This is a genomic window from Arthrobacter sp. BK1, from assembly GCF_056680055.1.
On sequence record NZ_CM155263.1, the window covers coordinates 887,986 to 904,372 of the forward strand.

Consider the following 16,387-nt stretch of genomic DNA (forward strand, 5'->3'; position numbering starts at 1 on the left):
GGAGCCGTTATGGCCAAGCGCCCTTCCCGTCCTTCCCCTGCTGCCAGGGTTCTTAGCCGATCCAGTTACCCGGAGTACCTCAGGATCTCGGAGATCCTGAGGCTCGAGACCGTGGGCGGGGCACTGCTCCTCATAGCCACCGCCATTGCCCTCATCTGGGCCAATTCCGCGGCCGCCGACGGGTATTTTGCCCTACGTGACCTGAAGATCGGCTACGAGCCCTGGCACCTCCAGCTGTCATTGGGCCATTGGGCCTCGGACGGGCTCCTGGCCATCTTCTTCTTTATCGCCGGGCTTGAACTTAAACGCGAGTTCGTCTCCGGGGAGCTCCGGACCATGTCCAAGGCGGTGGTGCCGGTGGCTGCTGCGGTGGGCGGAGTGGCTGTTCCCGCCATCATCTACACCCTGGTCAACCTCAACCAGGGCGCCGAAAGCCTGCGGGGCTGGGCCATCCCCACGGCTACCGACATTGCCTTCGCGCTGGCGGTGCTTGCTGTCATCAACAGCCACTTGCCCGCCGCCCTCCGCACCTTCCTGCTCACCCTGGCCGTGGTGGATGACCTCCTGGCGATCGGCATCATCGCGTTCTTCTACTCCTCCGGCCTGCAGCCGCTCTTCCTGCTGGCCGCCCTGCTTCCGCTGGGCCTGTTTACGCTTCTCGTCCAGAAACGCATCCGCAGCTGGTATCTCCTGCTTCCGCTCGCCTTCGCTACCTGGGCGCTGGTCCATGCCTCCGGGATCCATGCCACTGTGGCGGGCGTACTGCTCGGGTTCGCCGTGCCGGTCCTGGCGTCCAGGAAGCGCGGCGAATCCGGCGCCGGAATGGCCGAATCCTTCGAGCACCGCCTGCGCCCGCTGTCAGCCGGTTTCGCCGTCCCGGTGTTTGCCTTCTTCTCCGCCGGCGTTGCCCTCGGGGGTTTTGACGGAATCCGCTCAGCGCTGACCGATTCCGTTGCTGTGGGCATCGTGGCCGCCCTGGTCATCGGCAAGACTGTTGGCATCTTCGGCACCACGTACGTGCTCACGAAGACCACCAGGGCAAAGCTCGACGACAGCCTCGCGTGGGTTGATGTGGCCGGCCTTGCACTGCTGGCAGGCGTGGGCTTCACGGTGTCGTTGCTGGTAGCCGAGCTCAGCTTCGGCCCCGGCTCACCGCACGACGACCATGCGAAGGTGGCCATCCTGACAGGTTCACTGGCTGCTGCACTGCTGGCAACGGTGGTGCTTCGGCTGCGGAACCGGCATTACCGGACAGTCGAAGAAGTCGAGCGCAGGGACGCCGACGGCGACGGCGTCCCGGATGTCTTCGAGCACAGGGCCTAAGCCGCCCCGGCCGGCGTCGCCTTCCCCCGTCAGCCGACGTTCCCCAGCCCACGCCATCGGGTGGCTGGATCCCGGCGCTCTGATACGCGCTTAGCGCCGACAGCTCACCCCTCGATGAGGCGCGGCTCGCTGGCGCAAGGCTCAGGCCGGCTTAAGGCTCCAACTGGCTTAGGGCGCAGGCTGCCTCAGGCTGCCGCCTGGTTCACGGCGTCTTCGGCGGCGACCCAGGAGATCATGGCGCATTTGACGCGTGCGGCGTAACGGGCCACGCCCTCGAAGGCGGCGGCGTCGCCCAGGATTTCAGGATCGGCGTGGACCTTGCCGCGCGAGCGGAGGACCTCGCGGAAACTGTCGATGATCCCGTGCAGCTCGGCAACGCTGAGGCCCTCGGCCAGCTCACTGAGGACCGACGCCGATGCCATGGAAATGGAGCATCCCGCCCCGTCCCAGGAAATCTGTGCCACCTTGCCGTCTTCCACAGCGACCCGGACGGTGACTTCATCGCCGCACACCGGGTTGAGCTGGTGCGACTGGCCCGTCGAGGCTCCCAGGGGCGCCTCAGTCCCGGCCAGGCCGCTGCCGTGGCGGGCCTTGGAATGGTCAAGGATGATCTGCTGGTACAGCTGGTCAAGACTCATGGACACATCTTTCGGTGGGGCGCGCTAGACGCGGAAGTAGGAGCGGACGCCTGCCACGGCATCGAGGAACGCATCGACGTCGTCGGTGGTGTTGTAGAGATAGGCGCTGGCCCGTGTGGTGGCGGTGAGGCCCAGGCGCCGGTGCAGCGGCTGGGCGCAGTGGTGGCCCACGCGGACGGCGATGCCCCGCGAATCAAGGAACTGGCCGACGTCGTGCGCGTGCACACCCTCGACGTCGAACGCTGCCAGCCCGATTCGTTCCTGTCCGGCAGCGGGCCCCAGGACCCGGATCCCCGGAAGGGCTTCCAGCCCGGCAACCATGCGCTGGCCAAGCTCAGCTTCCCAGCGGTGCACACGGTCCAGGCCGGTCTCCGTGAGATAGTTGGCAGCAGCCGCCAGGGCAACGGCCTGGGAAATCCGCTGGGTGCCGGCCTCGAAGCGCTGGGGAGCCGGCAGGTACTCTGCCCGTTCCATGGTCACGGTGGTGATCATGGAACCCCCGGTAAGGAACGGCGGCAGCGTGTCCAGGATGTCCTGTTTGCCATACAGGACGCCGATCCCGGTGGGCGCCAGCATTTTGTGGCCCGAGAACACGGCGAAGTCAACGTCCAGGTCCTTGACGTCCAACGGCAGGTGGGGCGCGGACTGGCACGCATCCAGGACCACCAACGCCCCGGCCTTGCGGCCCAATGCCACCAACTCCTTCACAGGGTTGATGGTTCCAAGGACATTGGAGGCGTGGGTAAAAGCCAGGACTTTGGTCCTGCTGCTGAGAATTTCGGCCGCGACGTCGAGCCGCAGGGAGCCGGCGTCGTCGATGGGGATGTAGCGGAGGGTGGCGCCCGTGCGGAAGGCCAGCTCCTGCCACGGAATCAGGTTGGCGTGATGCTCCATTTCAGTGACCACGATCTGGTCCCCGGGGCCGACGGCGAGTTCCCTGAGCCGCGCGTCCCCCCTGCCCTGCGCCGACCACAAGGTGGCGTTGGACAGCGCATAGCTGATGAGGTTAAGGCCCTCGGTGGCGTTCGAGGTCCACACTGTCTCGGCGTAGTCCGCCCCGATGAAGTCCGCAAGGGTCTGGCGGGCGTCCTCGAAAACTTCGGTGGCTTCCACGGCGAGGTGGTGTGCGCCGCGGTGCACGGCGGCGTTGCGCTGTTCGTAGAACTCCTGCTCAGCTTCGATCACACTGAGCGGGTTCTGGGATGTGGCACCGGAGTCCAGGTAGACCAGCTGCTGTCCGTTTACCTGCTGGCCCAGAACCGGGAAGTCGTTTCGAATCCTGAGGACTTCGGCATTATCCATGGCCGGCACGGCGCGTTCCAGCGTGGCAGGCGTTGATACTAAGGCCAAAGCTAACTCCTTGAGATGCCAATGGATTGACACTCAATTGTCCCACAGCACCGCTATGGCGGCGGTCCGAGGGCCAACCGCCACAGCAGCTCCGGGCTTCGACCCGCGGAGAGGAGGGCCGGCGACGGCTGGGGGGAGAGCCTCGGTCTCAGAAGACTCTGACGTCGCCGGCCCCGTCTATGTCCGGCCTCTAAGCCGGAAGTCATTCTCAAGACGTGACCTGGAAAGTCTGGTGGCAGTCCGACCGGTGTTTGCCGCCGTATCTTTCTGCCTCTCCTAGTTAAGCCTTTCCGGGCACCCGTAACACGAGTAGGCGGTACTCGACTTCTACGCTCCGGTCCTCCGGGTTACGCGCTGCTGATACGCGTATTTCGTGACTGCCACCACTTGGCTCCCCTACGGTTCCCTGGCGGCGGCGCGGGGCCCGGTCCTGACGGCGCTGAGCCTCGATTCGAGAGTCACTACGACCCGCATCAGCTGCCGCGGGGCAGGCCCGCCGGCACAACGGGAGCAGAGGGGGCGTGGCCGTATATGTCAGCGCAGGGAGGAGCCGGACCTACCGCGGCAGCGCGGTAGCCAGTTCGTCGCGGCTCCGTACCCCGAGTTTGACGTAGGTACGGTACAGGTGGCCCTCCACAGTCCGCACCGACACCATAAGCCGCTGGGCGATCTCGCGGTCAGTCAGTCCCTGGACCGCAAGCTCCACGATGTCCTGCTCCCGCCGGGTGAGATGCACGGCGGGAGCTGCCGCGATGAACTGGCCCTCGCGGAACCGCTCGCCGAGTTCATGATCGCATTTCTCCCGCAGGGCCACAGCCTGGCGTGCCCTGCGGCGTTCCCCCGAGTTCTCGAGGACGGAGCTCGCGCGGGCGTAGGCTTCCCTGGCCAGATTCACGAATCCGGAGGTTTCCAGGGTTGCGGCGGTGTCCATCAGGGCGTCGGCATCCGCGGACTCCCAATGGCGGGCGAGCGTCAGCACGGCCGCTGCCCAGCGTCCTTCAACATTCCCGGCCACGGATTGGACCAGGGGAATTACCGAATGGTCGCCCAGGTCCCAGCACACTGCCAGAAGCTCCAGCAACATGCCCGCGCGTGCGGACACCTCGGAGGTGGTCGCCAGCGTGTGTACCGCCGCCAGGCCCTTGCCGTCACGGGAGACATATTCCGAGGCTGCGGCCGCGTATGCGGTTGCCAGGAGGTCCTGGCCGGCGGGGCCCGGATGCGAATCCTTGTAGTCCAGCTCCAGACGGCTGGCCTGGGCAGCGTCACCAAGCCTTGCCGCCACATAGAACCCCAGTGCCGAACCGAACCGGAACATCTGGAGGGGATCCGCGAGCCTCAGGGTCTCCACGGCCGGCAGCAGCATCTGGTATGCCCGTTCGATCCGGCCTTGCCGCAGCAGAGAATAGCCGCGGAGAACCTGGAGGCTGCCAGCGAAGGCGGCGGCACTCAGTGGATCACCCGACGCGTAGTTCGCGAGCTCCCGCTCCGCCGATTCCCACTCGCCGAGGGCCAGGTAGTTGGCAACCAGGCGGCCAAGGACGAACTCGTTGAAGAAAAAGACTCCGCCCTGCAGGGAGGGAAGTTCCGAGGCGGCCAGCAGGGCGGCATCGAGGCCTTGGACGGCGCGGCCGTCACCCGCCAGTGAGTGGGCCAGCAACGCCGTTCCTACAACACGAAGGGCACTTTGGGTGGCGTCGCCGGAATCCGGGCTCCCCAATTGCTGGACCTCACCTGCCAGGGCAGCATGATTGCCCGCTTCGCCATGCTCCATGAGGCAAAGCAGGTGGTCCCACCACGGCCTGGCGGGCGCGTCGGAGGCGCCGTCCGGAGACGCCCGGCCTGACGCGGTGGTATCGACGCTGCCGGGCCCGTCACGGAACTGCGCGGCCAGCACTTCCAACGGCGTGCCCAGTGCCTGGTGGGCCAACACGCTGAGCATCAACGCAGGGGCAGCGCCTTCGCCTGGCTCCAGCTGCAGCCAGCATCCGTCCGCAGTCTTCGCCGCGCCCGCGTAGTCGCCGTCGTTGAATAATGCCCGGGCCTGGATTGCCTGCGCCCGGGGCAGCAGTTCCGGCTCTGCGACTCTCGCCGCCATGGTCCGGCTGCTCCCGTTCCTGAAGTGGGCCAGGGCGGTTCCCGCTGCCTCGAGCAGCTTTGAATCAGTAATTTTCAGCCCGCATTCGAGGGCCCATTCCACAGCCCTCAACCGGCCTTCGGAGCCCGCAGGGGAAGTGTCCAGCTGCACCCGGATGGTTTCGAGCAACTGCAGGCTCCTGGAAACGGAGATGCTGCCGCGCAGGGCATCGCCGAACATGGAGTTCCACATCCGGAGATCGGCTGGTGTACCGGAACTTTCGACCACCATCTGCTGGTCCAGCAGGGCACGGACCACTTCGGCGCCGCTGATGTCCTCGATCACCTTGCGCCGGACCGGGCCTGCCAGTGCCACCAGCTTCAGTGCTTCCTGCTCTTCGGCGCTGCGGCGGAGCATGTCCTTGACCACCACACCGGTGAGTTTTGGTCCGTCCGAGGGCAGCGCCCCGAGGAGCATCCAGATTCCGTTCCGCTTCGCGAGCACGCCGCGCTCGGCGGCGTCATGCAGGAGGGCGTCGAGGATCCTGGGGTTTCCTCCCGAGGCACTCCAGATGGTGTCTACGGTTCCGGCCGGAACCGTTCCGTCCAGGGCGTGGGCGAGGACTTCCTCGATCTGGTCGCGGTTGAGGGGACGGAGATCCACGCGGTCAGCCAGGCCGTCGTACCAGAGTTGTGCCATTGGCTGGGGCAGCCCGGGCCGCGGCCGTCCTGCAGCCACCACGCTGGCCCAGCCAGCGGAAATCATGTCAGCGACGATGCCCGCCGTTGCCTCATCAAGGTGATGGGCGTCATCCATCACCAGCAGAAGCGGCGTTTCCTTGCCACCTTTAAGCTTCTCGAAGTAACTCCACACGGACCTCAGGACAGCCACCGGGGACACCGAGTCCTCCGCGTTGAGTTCGGCCGTGTAAGGCGCCAGGACACCAAAAGGAACGCTGGCCAGCGACGAACTGCCGTGGATCTGAACAATGATCATTTCCCCGGCAAGCCGTTCGGTGATGGCTTCCGTCAGCGCTGTCTTGCCGATGCCCGGGCCTGCCAACAGGTACACAGCCAGGCTGGTGCGGCTGCGGATGATGTTGCAGATCCGGTCCAGCGGTTCACGCCGGCCCGTAAGCATACGGTACGCGGCTCCCGGTTTCGGTCCGTGCGCCTTAGACGAGTCCAGTCAGATCACCCCTGGATGTGACTCCCAGTTTAGTGAACACCTGGTAAAGATGGCCTTCCACGGTGCGGACGGAGACACCCATCTCCAGTGCGATGTCGCGGTTGGATGAACCCCTGCCTGCAAGCCGCGCAATCTGGCGTTCCCGGCTGGTCAGGAGCGGGCTGCCGCTGCTCGGCACGATAGGAAGGCTCGCCACTGTGGCGGCCAGAATGTCCAGCCGGGCCTGGGCGGTCCGGGCCGACAAAGAGTCGCCGGCCTGCCTGGCGTAGTCGACCGCCAGGGCCATGCAGCGGGCTTCAACGGCGTCCAGTTCCAACGTGGCTGCCAACTCTCCACCGGAAAGCAGGGTTTTGGCGTCGCGGGTCCTGCTGCCCACCGCGATCAGACGCGAGATTTCCGCCAGCGGGCCCTGGCGGCGGCCCGCCACCTCTTCCATCAGCTTGAAATCGGCGTCGGTGCCGTTCACTGTTGCCCCGAGCAGACTGATGCCGGCAAGGGTGAACCTTCCTGCTGCGATGTCCTCGCGGGCGGACTGCAACAGCCGTGGGGAGGCGTCGTTGTCCCCCAGCCACCGGGCCGCGACGTTGGCACAGAAGCTTGTGATGCTCCTGGTGGTGTGGTCGGAGACTCCCCCGGTGCGTGCAAGCTTGTCCAGGTATTTGCGGGACAGCCCGGCATTGCCCATCTGGGCATATGCAAGGGCTGTGGCCGCGTAGGCGGCCCGAAGCATGCTCTGGACGGGCCTGAGCTCGAGCTGCGCGGTTGCGGACAGCAGCGAATCCAGGGCGACGGCGCCACGGCCCGAGTAAGCGTAGGCTATGCCGGCTGACAACTCCGCGGCCGCGCTGCGATAAGGAAGGGTGTGGATTTCACGAACCGGCGGCGGATCGAGGAGATCAATGCAGCGGCGCCACTGGCCGGCGTTCAGCAACACCGCATAGGCCCGCCCGGTGAACTGCTCGCGCAGGCCCACAATCTGGGCGGCGTCCGAGATCTGGCCGCCCAGCTGCCGCATCAGGCCCAGCGCATCCATTTCGCGGCCGGTCATGGACAACGCGCTCATGAGGATCATGGCAGAGTTCATGCGGAACCAGGTGTCGGTGTTCTGTGCCGGGTCCGCAGCCGCTTCCAGGGCCGGGATGGCAGCGGCGTAGTCGCCGATAAAGGCCCGGTACTCGAATTCGCTGAGGCTGATCCGGTTGGCTGCGGCAGCCAACGGCTCCGGCCAGTCTTCGGCTATGCCCGGGTCCACTCCCAGCCGTTTCCTTGCCGCCTGCAGCAGCGCCGGAACCCGGTCCGAATGTTCCGGCAGCCAGACCATTGCCTTTGACTTGGCCTGGATGACCCTGGCGAATTCCTCAACGTCAAGGTTGTCCAGCTGCGGCTGGGAGATGTCTTCCAGCGCCGCCATGGCCTGGACCGGGAGGTCCAGCATCAGGTACGCGGCAGCCTTCTGCCGTTGGCCGGGCACCCACTGGGGATCATTCCGCTTCAGGATCTCCGCATACCTGAGGGCGAAATGCGGATCAAAGAGCTCAACGGCGGCCTCAGCCGCTGCCAGTGCCATGGCAGGGCTCAGTTGAGCCTCGCATTCCTGGGTCCAGGCCGAAAAAGCCATCAGCTCTTCCACCGTCATGGTGGCGGGGTCCGGGTCTTTGCCGTCGAGGAGCAGGCTTCGAAGCTCCCTGCGCCGGGTGATGCTGAGCCACGAACGGACGACGTCGCCAAGGTACTTTTCCCGCAGGGTTACCCAGCGGGAATCGGACGCGTCGATCTCCAGCATGCCGGAGTCCTCCATGTCAGCCACAATGCCGGCCCCGTAGACCGCAGTCAGCCGCGACAGCTCCACGCTCCGGGCGCAGGAGAGCATCTCGATGACTTCGCGTTCCTGCGGAGATTTCCGGGTCCACTGGGACCGCACGATGTCGTCAAGACTGGCCGCTCCGTCCAGCACCACCTTGTCACGCAAGGTCCAGACGGAGTCGGAGAGGACCAGGTTCCCGGAGTGCTGCTGCTCAGTGACGAGCGCCTTGAGCAACAACGGATTGCCGCCCACCATTGTGTGGAACGTGCTCACCAGCGAGGCGGACACCCGGTGGCCCAGCAGGGAAAGCAGGACCTGGCGGGTCTGGAGTTCGTTGAGGTTATCCAGCCTGACCTCGGTGAGGCGGTGATCGGTGAGGAGCCAGTGGAAGTCAGCCGGAAGATCGCTGATCTGCGGCGCGACCGCGACGACGCGGGCGGTGCCGGTCAGGAGAATGTTAAGCAGGACCCCGGCACTCATGTCATCGATACTGCCGGACGTATCCAGGGTGATCACGCACTGGCGACCGGCGGCGTCACTCCTGATCAGCGAGGTGATACCCCGGAGAATAGCGGTGGGCGAACCCATGTAGGCCTGGGGCAGGCGCGCGAGCAGGAACGCCAGGCAGCCGTAGGGGGTCTTTGCAGACGACGAGCCGCTGCGCAGCTGAAGAGTCCAGACATCCGGGCCGAGTTCTGACACTGCTGTCCGCGCCAGGGATGACTTGCCTACTCCGCGGCCGCCGGTGATGACCACGCCAAGGGAGTCTGCGCTGGTCAGGGCAACACGGACGGCTTCAAGGTTTGCGCTGCGTGCGGGCACAGACCAGCGTTGCGGCTCAGATATGCCGGTGGTGTCCGTGCGGAGCCCAACATCGTTGAGCGATGACCCACGTCCCCAGCTGAGTGGCTCGATTGACATGAACTTATCCCCTACATCCCACTAATAGCGGGAACAAGCCCCTTTGCCCCCCGCTTAGGAAGAAGACTACCCCTTGGTACAGACAGGAAAACAGGGACTTAGAGTTTTAAGTTTTTTTACCGGACGTCGGTCTTGGCAGGGTGGAACTTCTGTTGGGCCGCGGTGAGCCCCTCTTTGACGAGCATCTCGACGGCGTCGGCGGCCTCATCGAGAAGGAACGGAAGGTCCTTGCGCTCCGCGGTACCGAAATCCCGGAGGACGTAATCTGCGGTTTCCATCCTGCCCGGCGGACGGCCCACACCCACCCGCACCCGCAGGTAGTCCTTGGTGGAAAGTGCCTTGGAGATGTCGCGGAGGCCGTTGTGCCCACCTTCCCCGCCACCGGATTTCAGCTTCACGGTGTTAAAAGGGATGTCGATCTCGTCGTGGACTGCCACAACATGGTCCGGAAGGATGCCATAGAAGTTGGCGAGGCTTGCGACGGGTCCGCCGGAAACGTTCATGTAACTCATGGGTTTGGACAGCACCACCCGGGGGCCGCCGATTCCCAGCCGCCCCTCGAGCACCTGCGCACGGGCTTTGTGGGTTTTGAAACTTCCGCCCAACCGGGCGGCAATTTCGTCCAGGACCATCTGGCCGACGTTGTGCCGGTTGCCTTTGTATTCTGCCCCCGGGTTTCCGAGGCCAACGATCAGCCAGGTGTCAGTCATTGTTCAATCCTAAAGTGGCGCTACCTTCGAAGGGGCATGCCGTGACGTGGGGCCGGCGTTCGGTGCGCCGGACACAGGTGTGGCCGGACCCCATCAGGGATCCGGCCACACCCAGTTGGACGTGCTTACTCGGCTGCGGCCGAAACAGAAGAACCTTCGGTGGTCTCAGCGGATGCTTCTTCCTCGGAGACCTCGGTGGCCTCGGAGATGTGAACAACCAGTGCCTCGGCGTCGGCCAGCAGGACCGAACCCTTCGGGAGGACCAGATCGGAAGCGTGGATGTGCTCGCCGGCGGTGCGGCCCTCGATGTCAACCTCGATGGCGGTGGGCAGGTGGGTTGCCTCTGCCTCGAGGGAGATCACCGTGAGCTCCTGGTTGTAGACGTTGCCCGGAGCAAGTTCGCCAACAACGTGGACCGGGATGTCCACGGTAACCTTCTCGCCCTTGCGGACGGTCAGCAGGTCGATGTGCTCGATGATCTGCTTGATGGGGTCGCGCTGGATGTCCTTGACCAGGGCGAGGTGCTCTTCGCCATTGATGTCCAGGGACAGCAGGGCGTTGGCCGTGCGGACTGCAAGCGTGGTGGCCTTGCTGGGCAGGGTGATGTGGATCGGCTCAGCGCCGTGGCCGTAGATGACCGCGGGGATCAGGTGGGCCATGCGCGCGCGGCGGGCAAAGCCCTTGCCGAATTCGGTGCGTACTTCTGCTGCGAGCTTCTGCTCAGACATGTGTATCTCCTCGGAAACTAAAACGGTGTTCAGCAAGGGCGGAGGTCTGTTTACGACCTTCAACGCCGGGCGCCCTGAGGCGGCCCTTCCAGAAGGGAGATTCAGACCCAGTCGATAACGGAGACCTGCACTCCGGTTTCCGCAGAACGGATCCCGGTGCTCTCCCTCGCCAAGGTATCGTCAAAAAGCTTACCAGCGCGGAACCCGATTACTGAAAACGGCAGTGATCAGGCGTTGCCGTCGAACAGGCTGGTGACGGAGCCGTCGTCGAACACTTCCCGGATGGCGCGGGCGATGAGCGGTGCGATGGAGAGCACCGTCAGCTGCGGGAACTGCTGATGGGCGGCGATGGGAAGCGTGTCGGTGACCACCACTTCCCGGGCACCGGAGTCGGAGAGTCGCTGGGCGGCGGGGTCGGAGAACACGGCGTGCGTCGCGGCGATGATGACGTCCTTCGCACCGGCGTTCTTCAGGACCTGGACCGCGCCGGAGATGGTTCCGCCGGTGTCGATCATGTCATCGATCAGGACGCAGGTCCTGCCCTCAACCTGGCCAACAACGGTCTTGGAGACGGCCTGGTTGGGAACGGTGAGGTCCCGGCTCTTGTGCACGAACGCCAGCGGCGCTCCGCCCAGGCGCTCAGCCCACTGCTCAGCGACGCGGACGCGGCCGGTGTCCGGGGAGACAACGGTGATGTCGTCTGCGCCGACGCGGGTGCGGATGTAGTCCGCCAGCAGCGGGATGGCCATGAGGTGGTCGACGGGGCCGTCGAAGAAGCCCTGGATCTGGGAGGTGTGCAGGTCAACGCTCATAATGCGGTCGGCGCCTGCGGTCTTGTAAAGGTCAGCTACCAGCCGGGCGGAGATGGGTTCCCGTCCGCGGCCCTTCTTGTCCTGCCGCGCATACGGGTAGAACGGGGACACCACGGTGATCCGCTTGGCGGACGCGCGTTTCAGCGAATCGATCATGATCAGCTGTTCCATCAGGTGGTTGTTCAGCGGGGCCGGGTGGGCCTGGATCACGAAGGCATCCGTTCCGCGGACGCTTTCGCCGGCGCGGACGTAGATCTCGCCGTTCGCGAAGTCGTAGGCGTCAACGGGCAACAGCTCGGTCCCCAGCTCCTTGGCGATTTCCCGTGCCAGCTCGGGGTGTGCCCGCCCAGCGGCAAGCACCAGCTTCTTCTCGCCGCGTGCCGTAATTTCGCTCATTGTTGCGTGCCCTCTTCTGTCGTTGCCGGGGTAATGGAGGTAGCTTCAGTGGCCGCCTGGTGGTCTGCGGCGGCGGCCAGTTCGGCCGAGCGCGTGCCGGGGCGGTGGGTGAGAACCCAGCCCTCGGAGTTGCGCTGGGCCGCCACGGATACGGCGAGTGCCCCCGCCGGAACGTCGTTGCGGATCACCGCGCCGGCGCCGCTGTAGGCACCGTCCCCCACGGTGACCGGCGCGACGAACACCGTGTTGGAACCTGTCCGGACGCCCGAGCCGATCACCGTGCGGTGCTTCTTCTCGCCGTCGTAATTGGCAGTGATGTTGCCGCAGCCGATGTTGGTGTCCTCGCCGATTTCGGCGTCGCCCGCGTAGCCCAGGTGGGACAGTTTGGAGCCGCGGCCGATGGTGACGTTCTTGGTTTCGTAGAACGCGCCGATCTTGCCGGTGTCACCCAGGACGGTGCCGGGCCGCAGGTACGTGAAGGGCCCGACGGCGGCACGGGCACCGATCACTGCACCGGAACCGTGGGTGCGTGTCACCTTGGCTCCCTCACCGATGCGGACATCGGTCAGGGTGGTGTCCGGGCCGACGACGGCGTCCCTCGCCACGGTGGTGCTCCCGTGCAGCTGGGTGTTGGGCAGAATCCGGACGTCCTCGTCCAGGGTGACCGTGGAATCAATCCACGTGGTGGCGGGGTCAACAACGGTGACGCCCGAACGCATCCAGGCTTCAACGGTACGGCGGTTCAGTTCGGCGCCGAGGGCAGCGAGCTGGACGCGGTCATTGGCGCCCTCAACCTGCCACCGGTCTTCGGTGACGACGGCGGCTACCCGACCGCCGGCCCGCCTCGCGAGGCCCAGCACGTCCGTGAGGTACTTTTCGCCCTGGGAGTTGTCTGTGGTGACGTGTTGCAGCGCCTCCCTGAGGACACCGGCGTCGAAGGCGTAAATGCCGGAATTCACCTCGTTGATCAGGCGTTCGGTGTCCGTTGCGTCTTTGTGCTCGCGGATACCGGTGACGGATTCGTCCTCATGGCGGAGGATCCGGCCGTAGCCTGTGGCATCTTCCAGGAGGGCGGTCAGCACGGTGACGGCGTTGGCATCGCGTTCGTGGGTGGCCACGAGCTCCGCCAGGAGGCTGCCGGTGAGGAGCGGGACATCGCCGTAGGTCACCACAACGGTGCCTTCGAGCTTCTGCCCGGCGTCGAGGGCGTTCAGGGCCACCTCGACGGCGCGGCCGGTGCCGGGAATCTCGTCCTGGTCCACGATCAGGGCGTCAGGGTCCAGATCGTTCAGGTGGCCGGCTACGAGGTCACGTTCGTGGCGGACCACCAGGGCCAGGCGTCCCGGATTGATGCTGCGGGCCGCCAGCAGCGCGTGGGCCACCATGGAGCGGCCGCCGATCTCGTGCAGGATCTTCGGCGTACGGGATTTCATCCGGGTACCGGCGCCTGCTGCCAGAACAATGACGGCGGCTGGGCCGGTAGTCTCGGGGATCACGTACGGGCTCTCCTTGCTTGGTTACACGTTGCGCCGGGCGCGGTGCCGAACCGGCCAAACCGCTGGCTGGGCACCGTGTTCATCCTACTGGACGGTCTGTCGCACAGCAGTTCCGCCCATAGGATTCGAACCTATACTCCACGGCTCCAAAGGCCGGGGTGCTGCCATTACACCAGGGCGGACCATGCCAAAGGCACAAGGCCAAGGCACAAGTATTTATTTTGCCATGGGTTCAGGGCAGCCCGCGACACGAGCAAGGATCCCGGCCCGTGGCTGCGCCCCGCACGCGAATTTCCGGCCCCTTCATAGTGCTGGGGCATGATGGAAATGTGAGTAAGAACCCACGCCGCATGCGGATGACAGCCGTGCAACGGCGCAGCCAGCTGATCGACGTCGGCCGTGGTCTCTTCGCGGCGCGGGGACTCGACGGCACCACCATCGAGGAAATCGCCGCCGTCGCGGGCGTTTCCAAACCCGTGATCTACGAGCACTTTGGCTCGAAGGAAGGCCTCTACACCCGGGTTGTTGACCACGAGTTCCATCTCCTCCTGGACTCGATCACCACGGCGTTGACCGAGGAAGCCAAGCCGCGTGTCCTGGTGGAACGCGCCGCGCTGGCCCTTCTCACTTACATCGAGGAGCGCACGGAAGGGTTCCGGATCCTGATGCGCGACGCCCCGCCGTCACAGCCCGAAGGGGCTTTCTCCACGTTGCTCTCCCAGGTCACAGCGCGCGTGGAACACATCCTGTCCGACGAGTTCGACCGCCGCGGGTTCAGCGCCGAAGACGGCGCCATGTACGCCCAGATGCTCGTGGGCATGGTGGCCATGACCGGCCAATGGTGGCAGGACAGCCGCCGGCCCGACAAACAAACCGTCGCCGCCCACCTGGTCAACCTCGCCTGGAACGGCCTCACCGGCCTCCAAAGAGACCCGGAGCTCCGCGGGCAAGGCTGAGTGGTTTTCGGGAGAGGGACACCTGTCTTCTGCGTGCTGCTCCTACGTCGCTAGGACGCACGCTGCCGGACAGCTGTCCCGCTCCCGTGAGATCTACTGGCCAGCCTTACTCGCCGAGGACTTCCAGGGCTCCGAGCCATTCGAGTTCGAGGGCTTCGCGTTCGCCGGCGAGGTCCTTGAGTTTCTTGTTTTGTTCGGCCAGGGCGTCGAAGTCGTTGTTGTTGGTGCTCTTGACCATCTGGTCGTGGAGCTTCTTTTCCGCCTGTTCGAGCTTGCCCAGCTGGCGTTCGATCCGGTTCTTGGCCTTGCGGGCATCCCGCTTTTCGCCTTCGGAGGCTCCGGATGCCGCTGGGGTGGTGCTGCCGCTGGCGCCGGTGACGGGGTTGCCGCCGCCCGTGATGGTGGAGCCTGCCAGGGCGGATTCGCGCAGTTCGAGGTACTGGTCAACGCCGCGCGGCAGTGCCCGGATTTTCCCGTCGCCCAGGAGTGCCATCTGGTGGTCGGTGACGCGCTCCAGCAGGTAGCGGTCGTGGCTGACCACAACAAGGGTGCCGGGCCAGCCGTCCAGGACGTCTTCGACGGCGGCCAGAGTGTCGGTATCGAGGTCGTTGGTGGGCTCATCGAGCATCAGGACGTTGGGCTCCCCCACCAGCAGGCGCAGCAGCTGGAGCCGGCGGCGCTCACCACCGGAGAGGTCCTTGACCGGGGTCCACTGCTTCTCGTTGGTGAAGCCAAGCTGCTCCACGAGCTGGCCGGCCGTAAATTCCTTGCCGCCCACGTTGAAGGAACGCTTTTCGCGCTCGATCACTTCGATGACCCGCAGGTCCGAGACGTCGTCGAGCTCTTTAACCTCCTGGGTCAGCACCGCGGTGACCACCGTCTTGCCGCGCTTGACCTTGCCTGAGCTTGGCTCGATTTCACCGTTGAGAAGCTTGAGCAGGGTGGTCTTGCCGGCGCCGTTGACGCCCACCAGGCCCAGCCGCTCCCCCGGTGCCAGGCGCAGGGTGATGTTGTCGAAGAGTTTCTGCCCTTCGTCGCCGCCCAGGAAATCCAGCGAAACGTTTTCCAGGTCCAGCACATCCTTGCCCAGGCGTGCGGTTGCCATCTTGCTCAGGGCTGTGGAGTCGCGGGGTTCCGGCACGTCGGCGATCAGGGCGTTGGCTGCCTCGATGCGGAACTTGGGCTTGGCCGTGCGGGCCGGAGCGCCGCGGCGGAGCCAGGCCAGTTCTTTCTTGACCAACTGCTGGCGTTTGCTCTCCACTACTGAAGCAGAGCGGTCACGCTCGGCACGGGCCAGCACGTAGGCCGCGTAGCCACCGTCGAAAGGATCCATGATGCCGTCATGGATCTCCCAGGTCTTGGTGCACACCTCGTCCAGGAACCAGCGGTCGTGTGTGACAACCAGGAACGCGCCCTGGTTGGCCCGCCAGCGGGTCTTCAGGTGGCGTGACAGCCAGGCCACGCCTTCGACGTCGAGGTGGTTGGTGGGCTCGTCAAGCATGATGACGTCGTGGTCTTCAATGAGGAGCTTGGCAAGGGCTACGCGCCGTTTCTGGCCGCCGGAGAGGGCGTGGACGTTCGCGTGCCAGTCGACGTCGGACACCAGCCCGCCCATCACCTCGCGGATCTGCGGGTTGCGGGCCCATTCGTAGTCCGCCTGGTCCCCGACGATCGCGGCACCCACGGTGAGGTCGCCGTCGAGCACGTCGCTCTGGTCCAGGTACCCGATGTTGACGTCGCCGCGTTTGGTGACACGGCCGGAATCGGGGGTGGACCGCAGCGCCAGCAGGCGCATCAGCGTGGATTTACCGTCGCCGTTCCGGCCCACCATTCCGATCCGGTCACCCTCTTCGAGACCGAGGGTGATGCCGTCCAGGACGGTGCGGGTCGCGTACGAGACCGTGAGGTTCTCGCCGCCAAGAAGGTGTGCCAAAGGGGACTGCTTTCTGCTGCTGCTGAAAAATTTAGGGTGTTTGATTCGTGGTTGT

Annotated in this window: 11 protein-coding genes and 1 tRNA gene; 2 read left to right on the forward strand and 10 right to left on the reverse strand. The window is 65.3% G+C overall.

Features of this window, described 5'->3' with window-relative positions:
• Positions 1-9: 9 nt before the first annotated feature.
• Positions 10-1,323, forward strand: coding sequence for a Na+/H+ antiporter NhaA (gene nhaA, locus AC1MCA_RS03935; RefSeq protein ID WP_479801387.1), 1,314 nt, complete (start codon positions 10-12; stop codon positions 1,321-1,323).
• A gap of 185 nt (positions 1,324-1,508) precedes the next feature.
• On the opposite strand, the gene sufU is transcribed toward nhaA, so the two are convergent.
• The 9 genes from sufU to AC1MCA_RS03980 form a co-directional block, all read right to left on the reverse strand.
• Positions 1,509-1,961: a Fe-S cluster assembly sulfur transfer protein SufU gene (gene sufU, locus AC1MCA_RS03940; protein ID WP_108599812.1), complete on the reverse strand. Its 453-nt coding sequence runs from the start codon at positions 1,959-1,961 to the stop codon at positions 1,509-1,511.
• A 24-nt stretch (positions 1,962-1,985) separates the two neighbouring features.
• Positions 1,986-3,311, reverse strand: coding sequence for a SufS family cysteine desulfurase (locus AC1MCA_RS03945; RefSeq protein WP_479801389.1), 1,326 nt, complete (start codon positions 3,309-3,311; stop codon positions 1,986-1,988).
• A 556-nt stretch (positions 3,312-3,867) separates the two neighbouring features.
• Complete coding sequence (locus AC1MCA_RS03950) at positions 3,868-6,528, reverse strand: helix-turn-helix transcriptional regulator (protein ID WP_479801391.1); 2,661 nt, start codon at positions 6,526-6,528, stop codon at positions 3,868-3,870.
• 34 nt (positions 6,529-6,562) lie between these two features.
• The gene (locus AC1MCA_RS03955; RefSeq protein ID WP_479801393.1) at positions 6,563-9,301 is read right to left on the reverse strand and encodes a LuxR C-terminal-related transcriptional regulator; all 2,739 of its coding nucleotides are present in this window, start codon (positions 9,299-9,301) and stop codon (positions 6,563-6,565) included.
• Between the two features lie 116 nt (positions 9,302-9,417).
• Positions 9,418-10,011, reverse strand: coding sequence for an aminoacyl-tRNA hydrolase (gene pth, locus AC1MCA_RS03960; RefSeq protein WP_479801395.1), 594 nt, complete (start codon positions 10,009-10,011; stop codon positions 9,418-9,420).
• A gap of 125 nt (positions 10,012-10,136) precedes the next feature.
• A complete protein-coding gene (locus AC1MCA_RS03965) occupies positions 10,137-10,739 on the reverse strand; it encodes a 50S ribosomal protein L25/general stress protein Ctc (protein ID WP_108598011.1) in 603 nt (200 codons plus the stop codon).
• 227 nt (positions 10,740-10,966) lie between these two features.
• Complete coding sequence (locus tag AC1MCA_RS03970) at positions 10,967-11,947, reverse strand: ribose-phosphate diphosphokinase (RefSeq protein ID WP_108598012.1); 981 nt, start codon at positions 11,945-11,947, stop codon at positions 10,967-10,969.
• Complete coding sequence (gene glmU / locus AC1MCA_RS03975; RefSeq protein WP_479801397.1) at positions 11,944-13,443, reverse strand: bifunctional UDP-N-acetylglucosamine diphosphorylase/glucosamine-1-phosphate N-acetyltransferase GlmU; 1,500 nt, start codon at positions 13,441-13,443, stop codon at positions 11,944-11,946. The genes AC1MCA_RS03970 and glmU overlap by 4 nt, the downstream gene beginning before the upstream one ends.
• Positions 13,444-13,553: 110 nt before the next feature.
• Positions 13,554-13,625 (reverse strand) — tRNA-Gln (locus tag AC1MCA_RS03980).
• A gap of 147 nt (positions 13,626-13,772) precedes the next feature.
• Here AC1MCA_RS03980 and AC1MCA_RS03985 point away from each other — a divergent pair.
• Complete coding sequence (locus tag AC1MCA_RS03985; RefSeq protein ID WP_479801399.1) at positions 13,773-14,399, forward strand: TetR/AcrR family transcriptional regulator; 627 nt, start codon at positions 13,773-13,775, stop codon at positions 14,397-14,399.
• A gap of 106 nt (positions 14,400-14,505) precedes the next feature.
• Here the strand turns inward: AC1MCA_RS03985 and AC1MCA_RS03990 are convergent, their stop codons facing one another.
• Positions 14,506-16,332 (reverse strand): ABC-F family ATP-binding cassette domain-containing protein, encoded by a 1,827-nt coding sequence (locus tag AC1MCA_RS03990; RefSeq protein ID WP_479801401.1) that lies wholly within the window; start codon positions 16,330-16,332, stop codon positions 14,506-14,508.
• Positions 16,333-16,387 lie beyond the last annotated feature (55 nt).

Coding starts and splice junctions, on each gene's coding strand:
- AC1MCA_RS03965 (WP_108598011.1), bottom strand. CDS start 10,739: ATGTCTGAGCAGAAGCTCGCAGCAGAAGTACGCACCGAATTCGGCAAG.
- AC1MCA_RS03955 (WP_479801393.1), bottom strand. CDS start 9,301: ATGTCAATCGAGCCACTCAGCTGGGGACGTGGGTCATCGCTCAACGAT.
- AC1MCA_RS03970 (WP_108598012.1), bottom strand. CDS start 11,947: ATGAGCGAAATTACGGCACGCGGCGAGAAGAAGCTGGTGCTTGCCGCT.
- sufU (WP_108599812.1), bottom strand. CDS start 1,961: ATGAGTCTTGACCAGCTGTACCAGCAGATCATCCTTGACCATTCCAAG.
- AC1MCA_RS03950 (WP_479801391.1), bottom strand. CDS start 6,528: ATGCTTACGGGCCGGCGTGAACCGCTGGACCGGATCTGCAACATCATC.
- pth (WP_479801395.1), bottom strand. CDS start 10,011: ATGACTGACACCTGGCTGATCGTTGGCCTCGGAAACCCGGGGGCAGAA.
- nhaA (WP_479801387.1), top strand. CDS start 10: ATGGCCAAGCGCCCTTCCCGTCCTTCCCCTGCTGCCAGGGTTCTTAGC.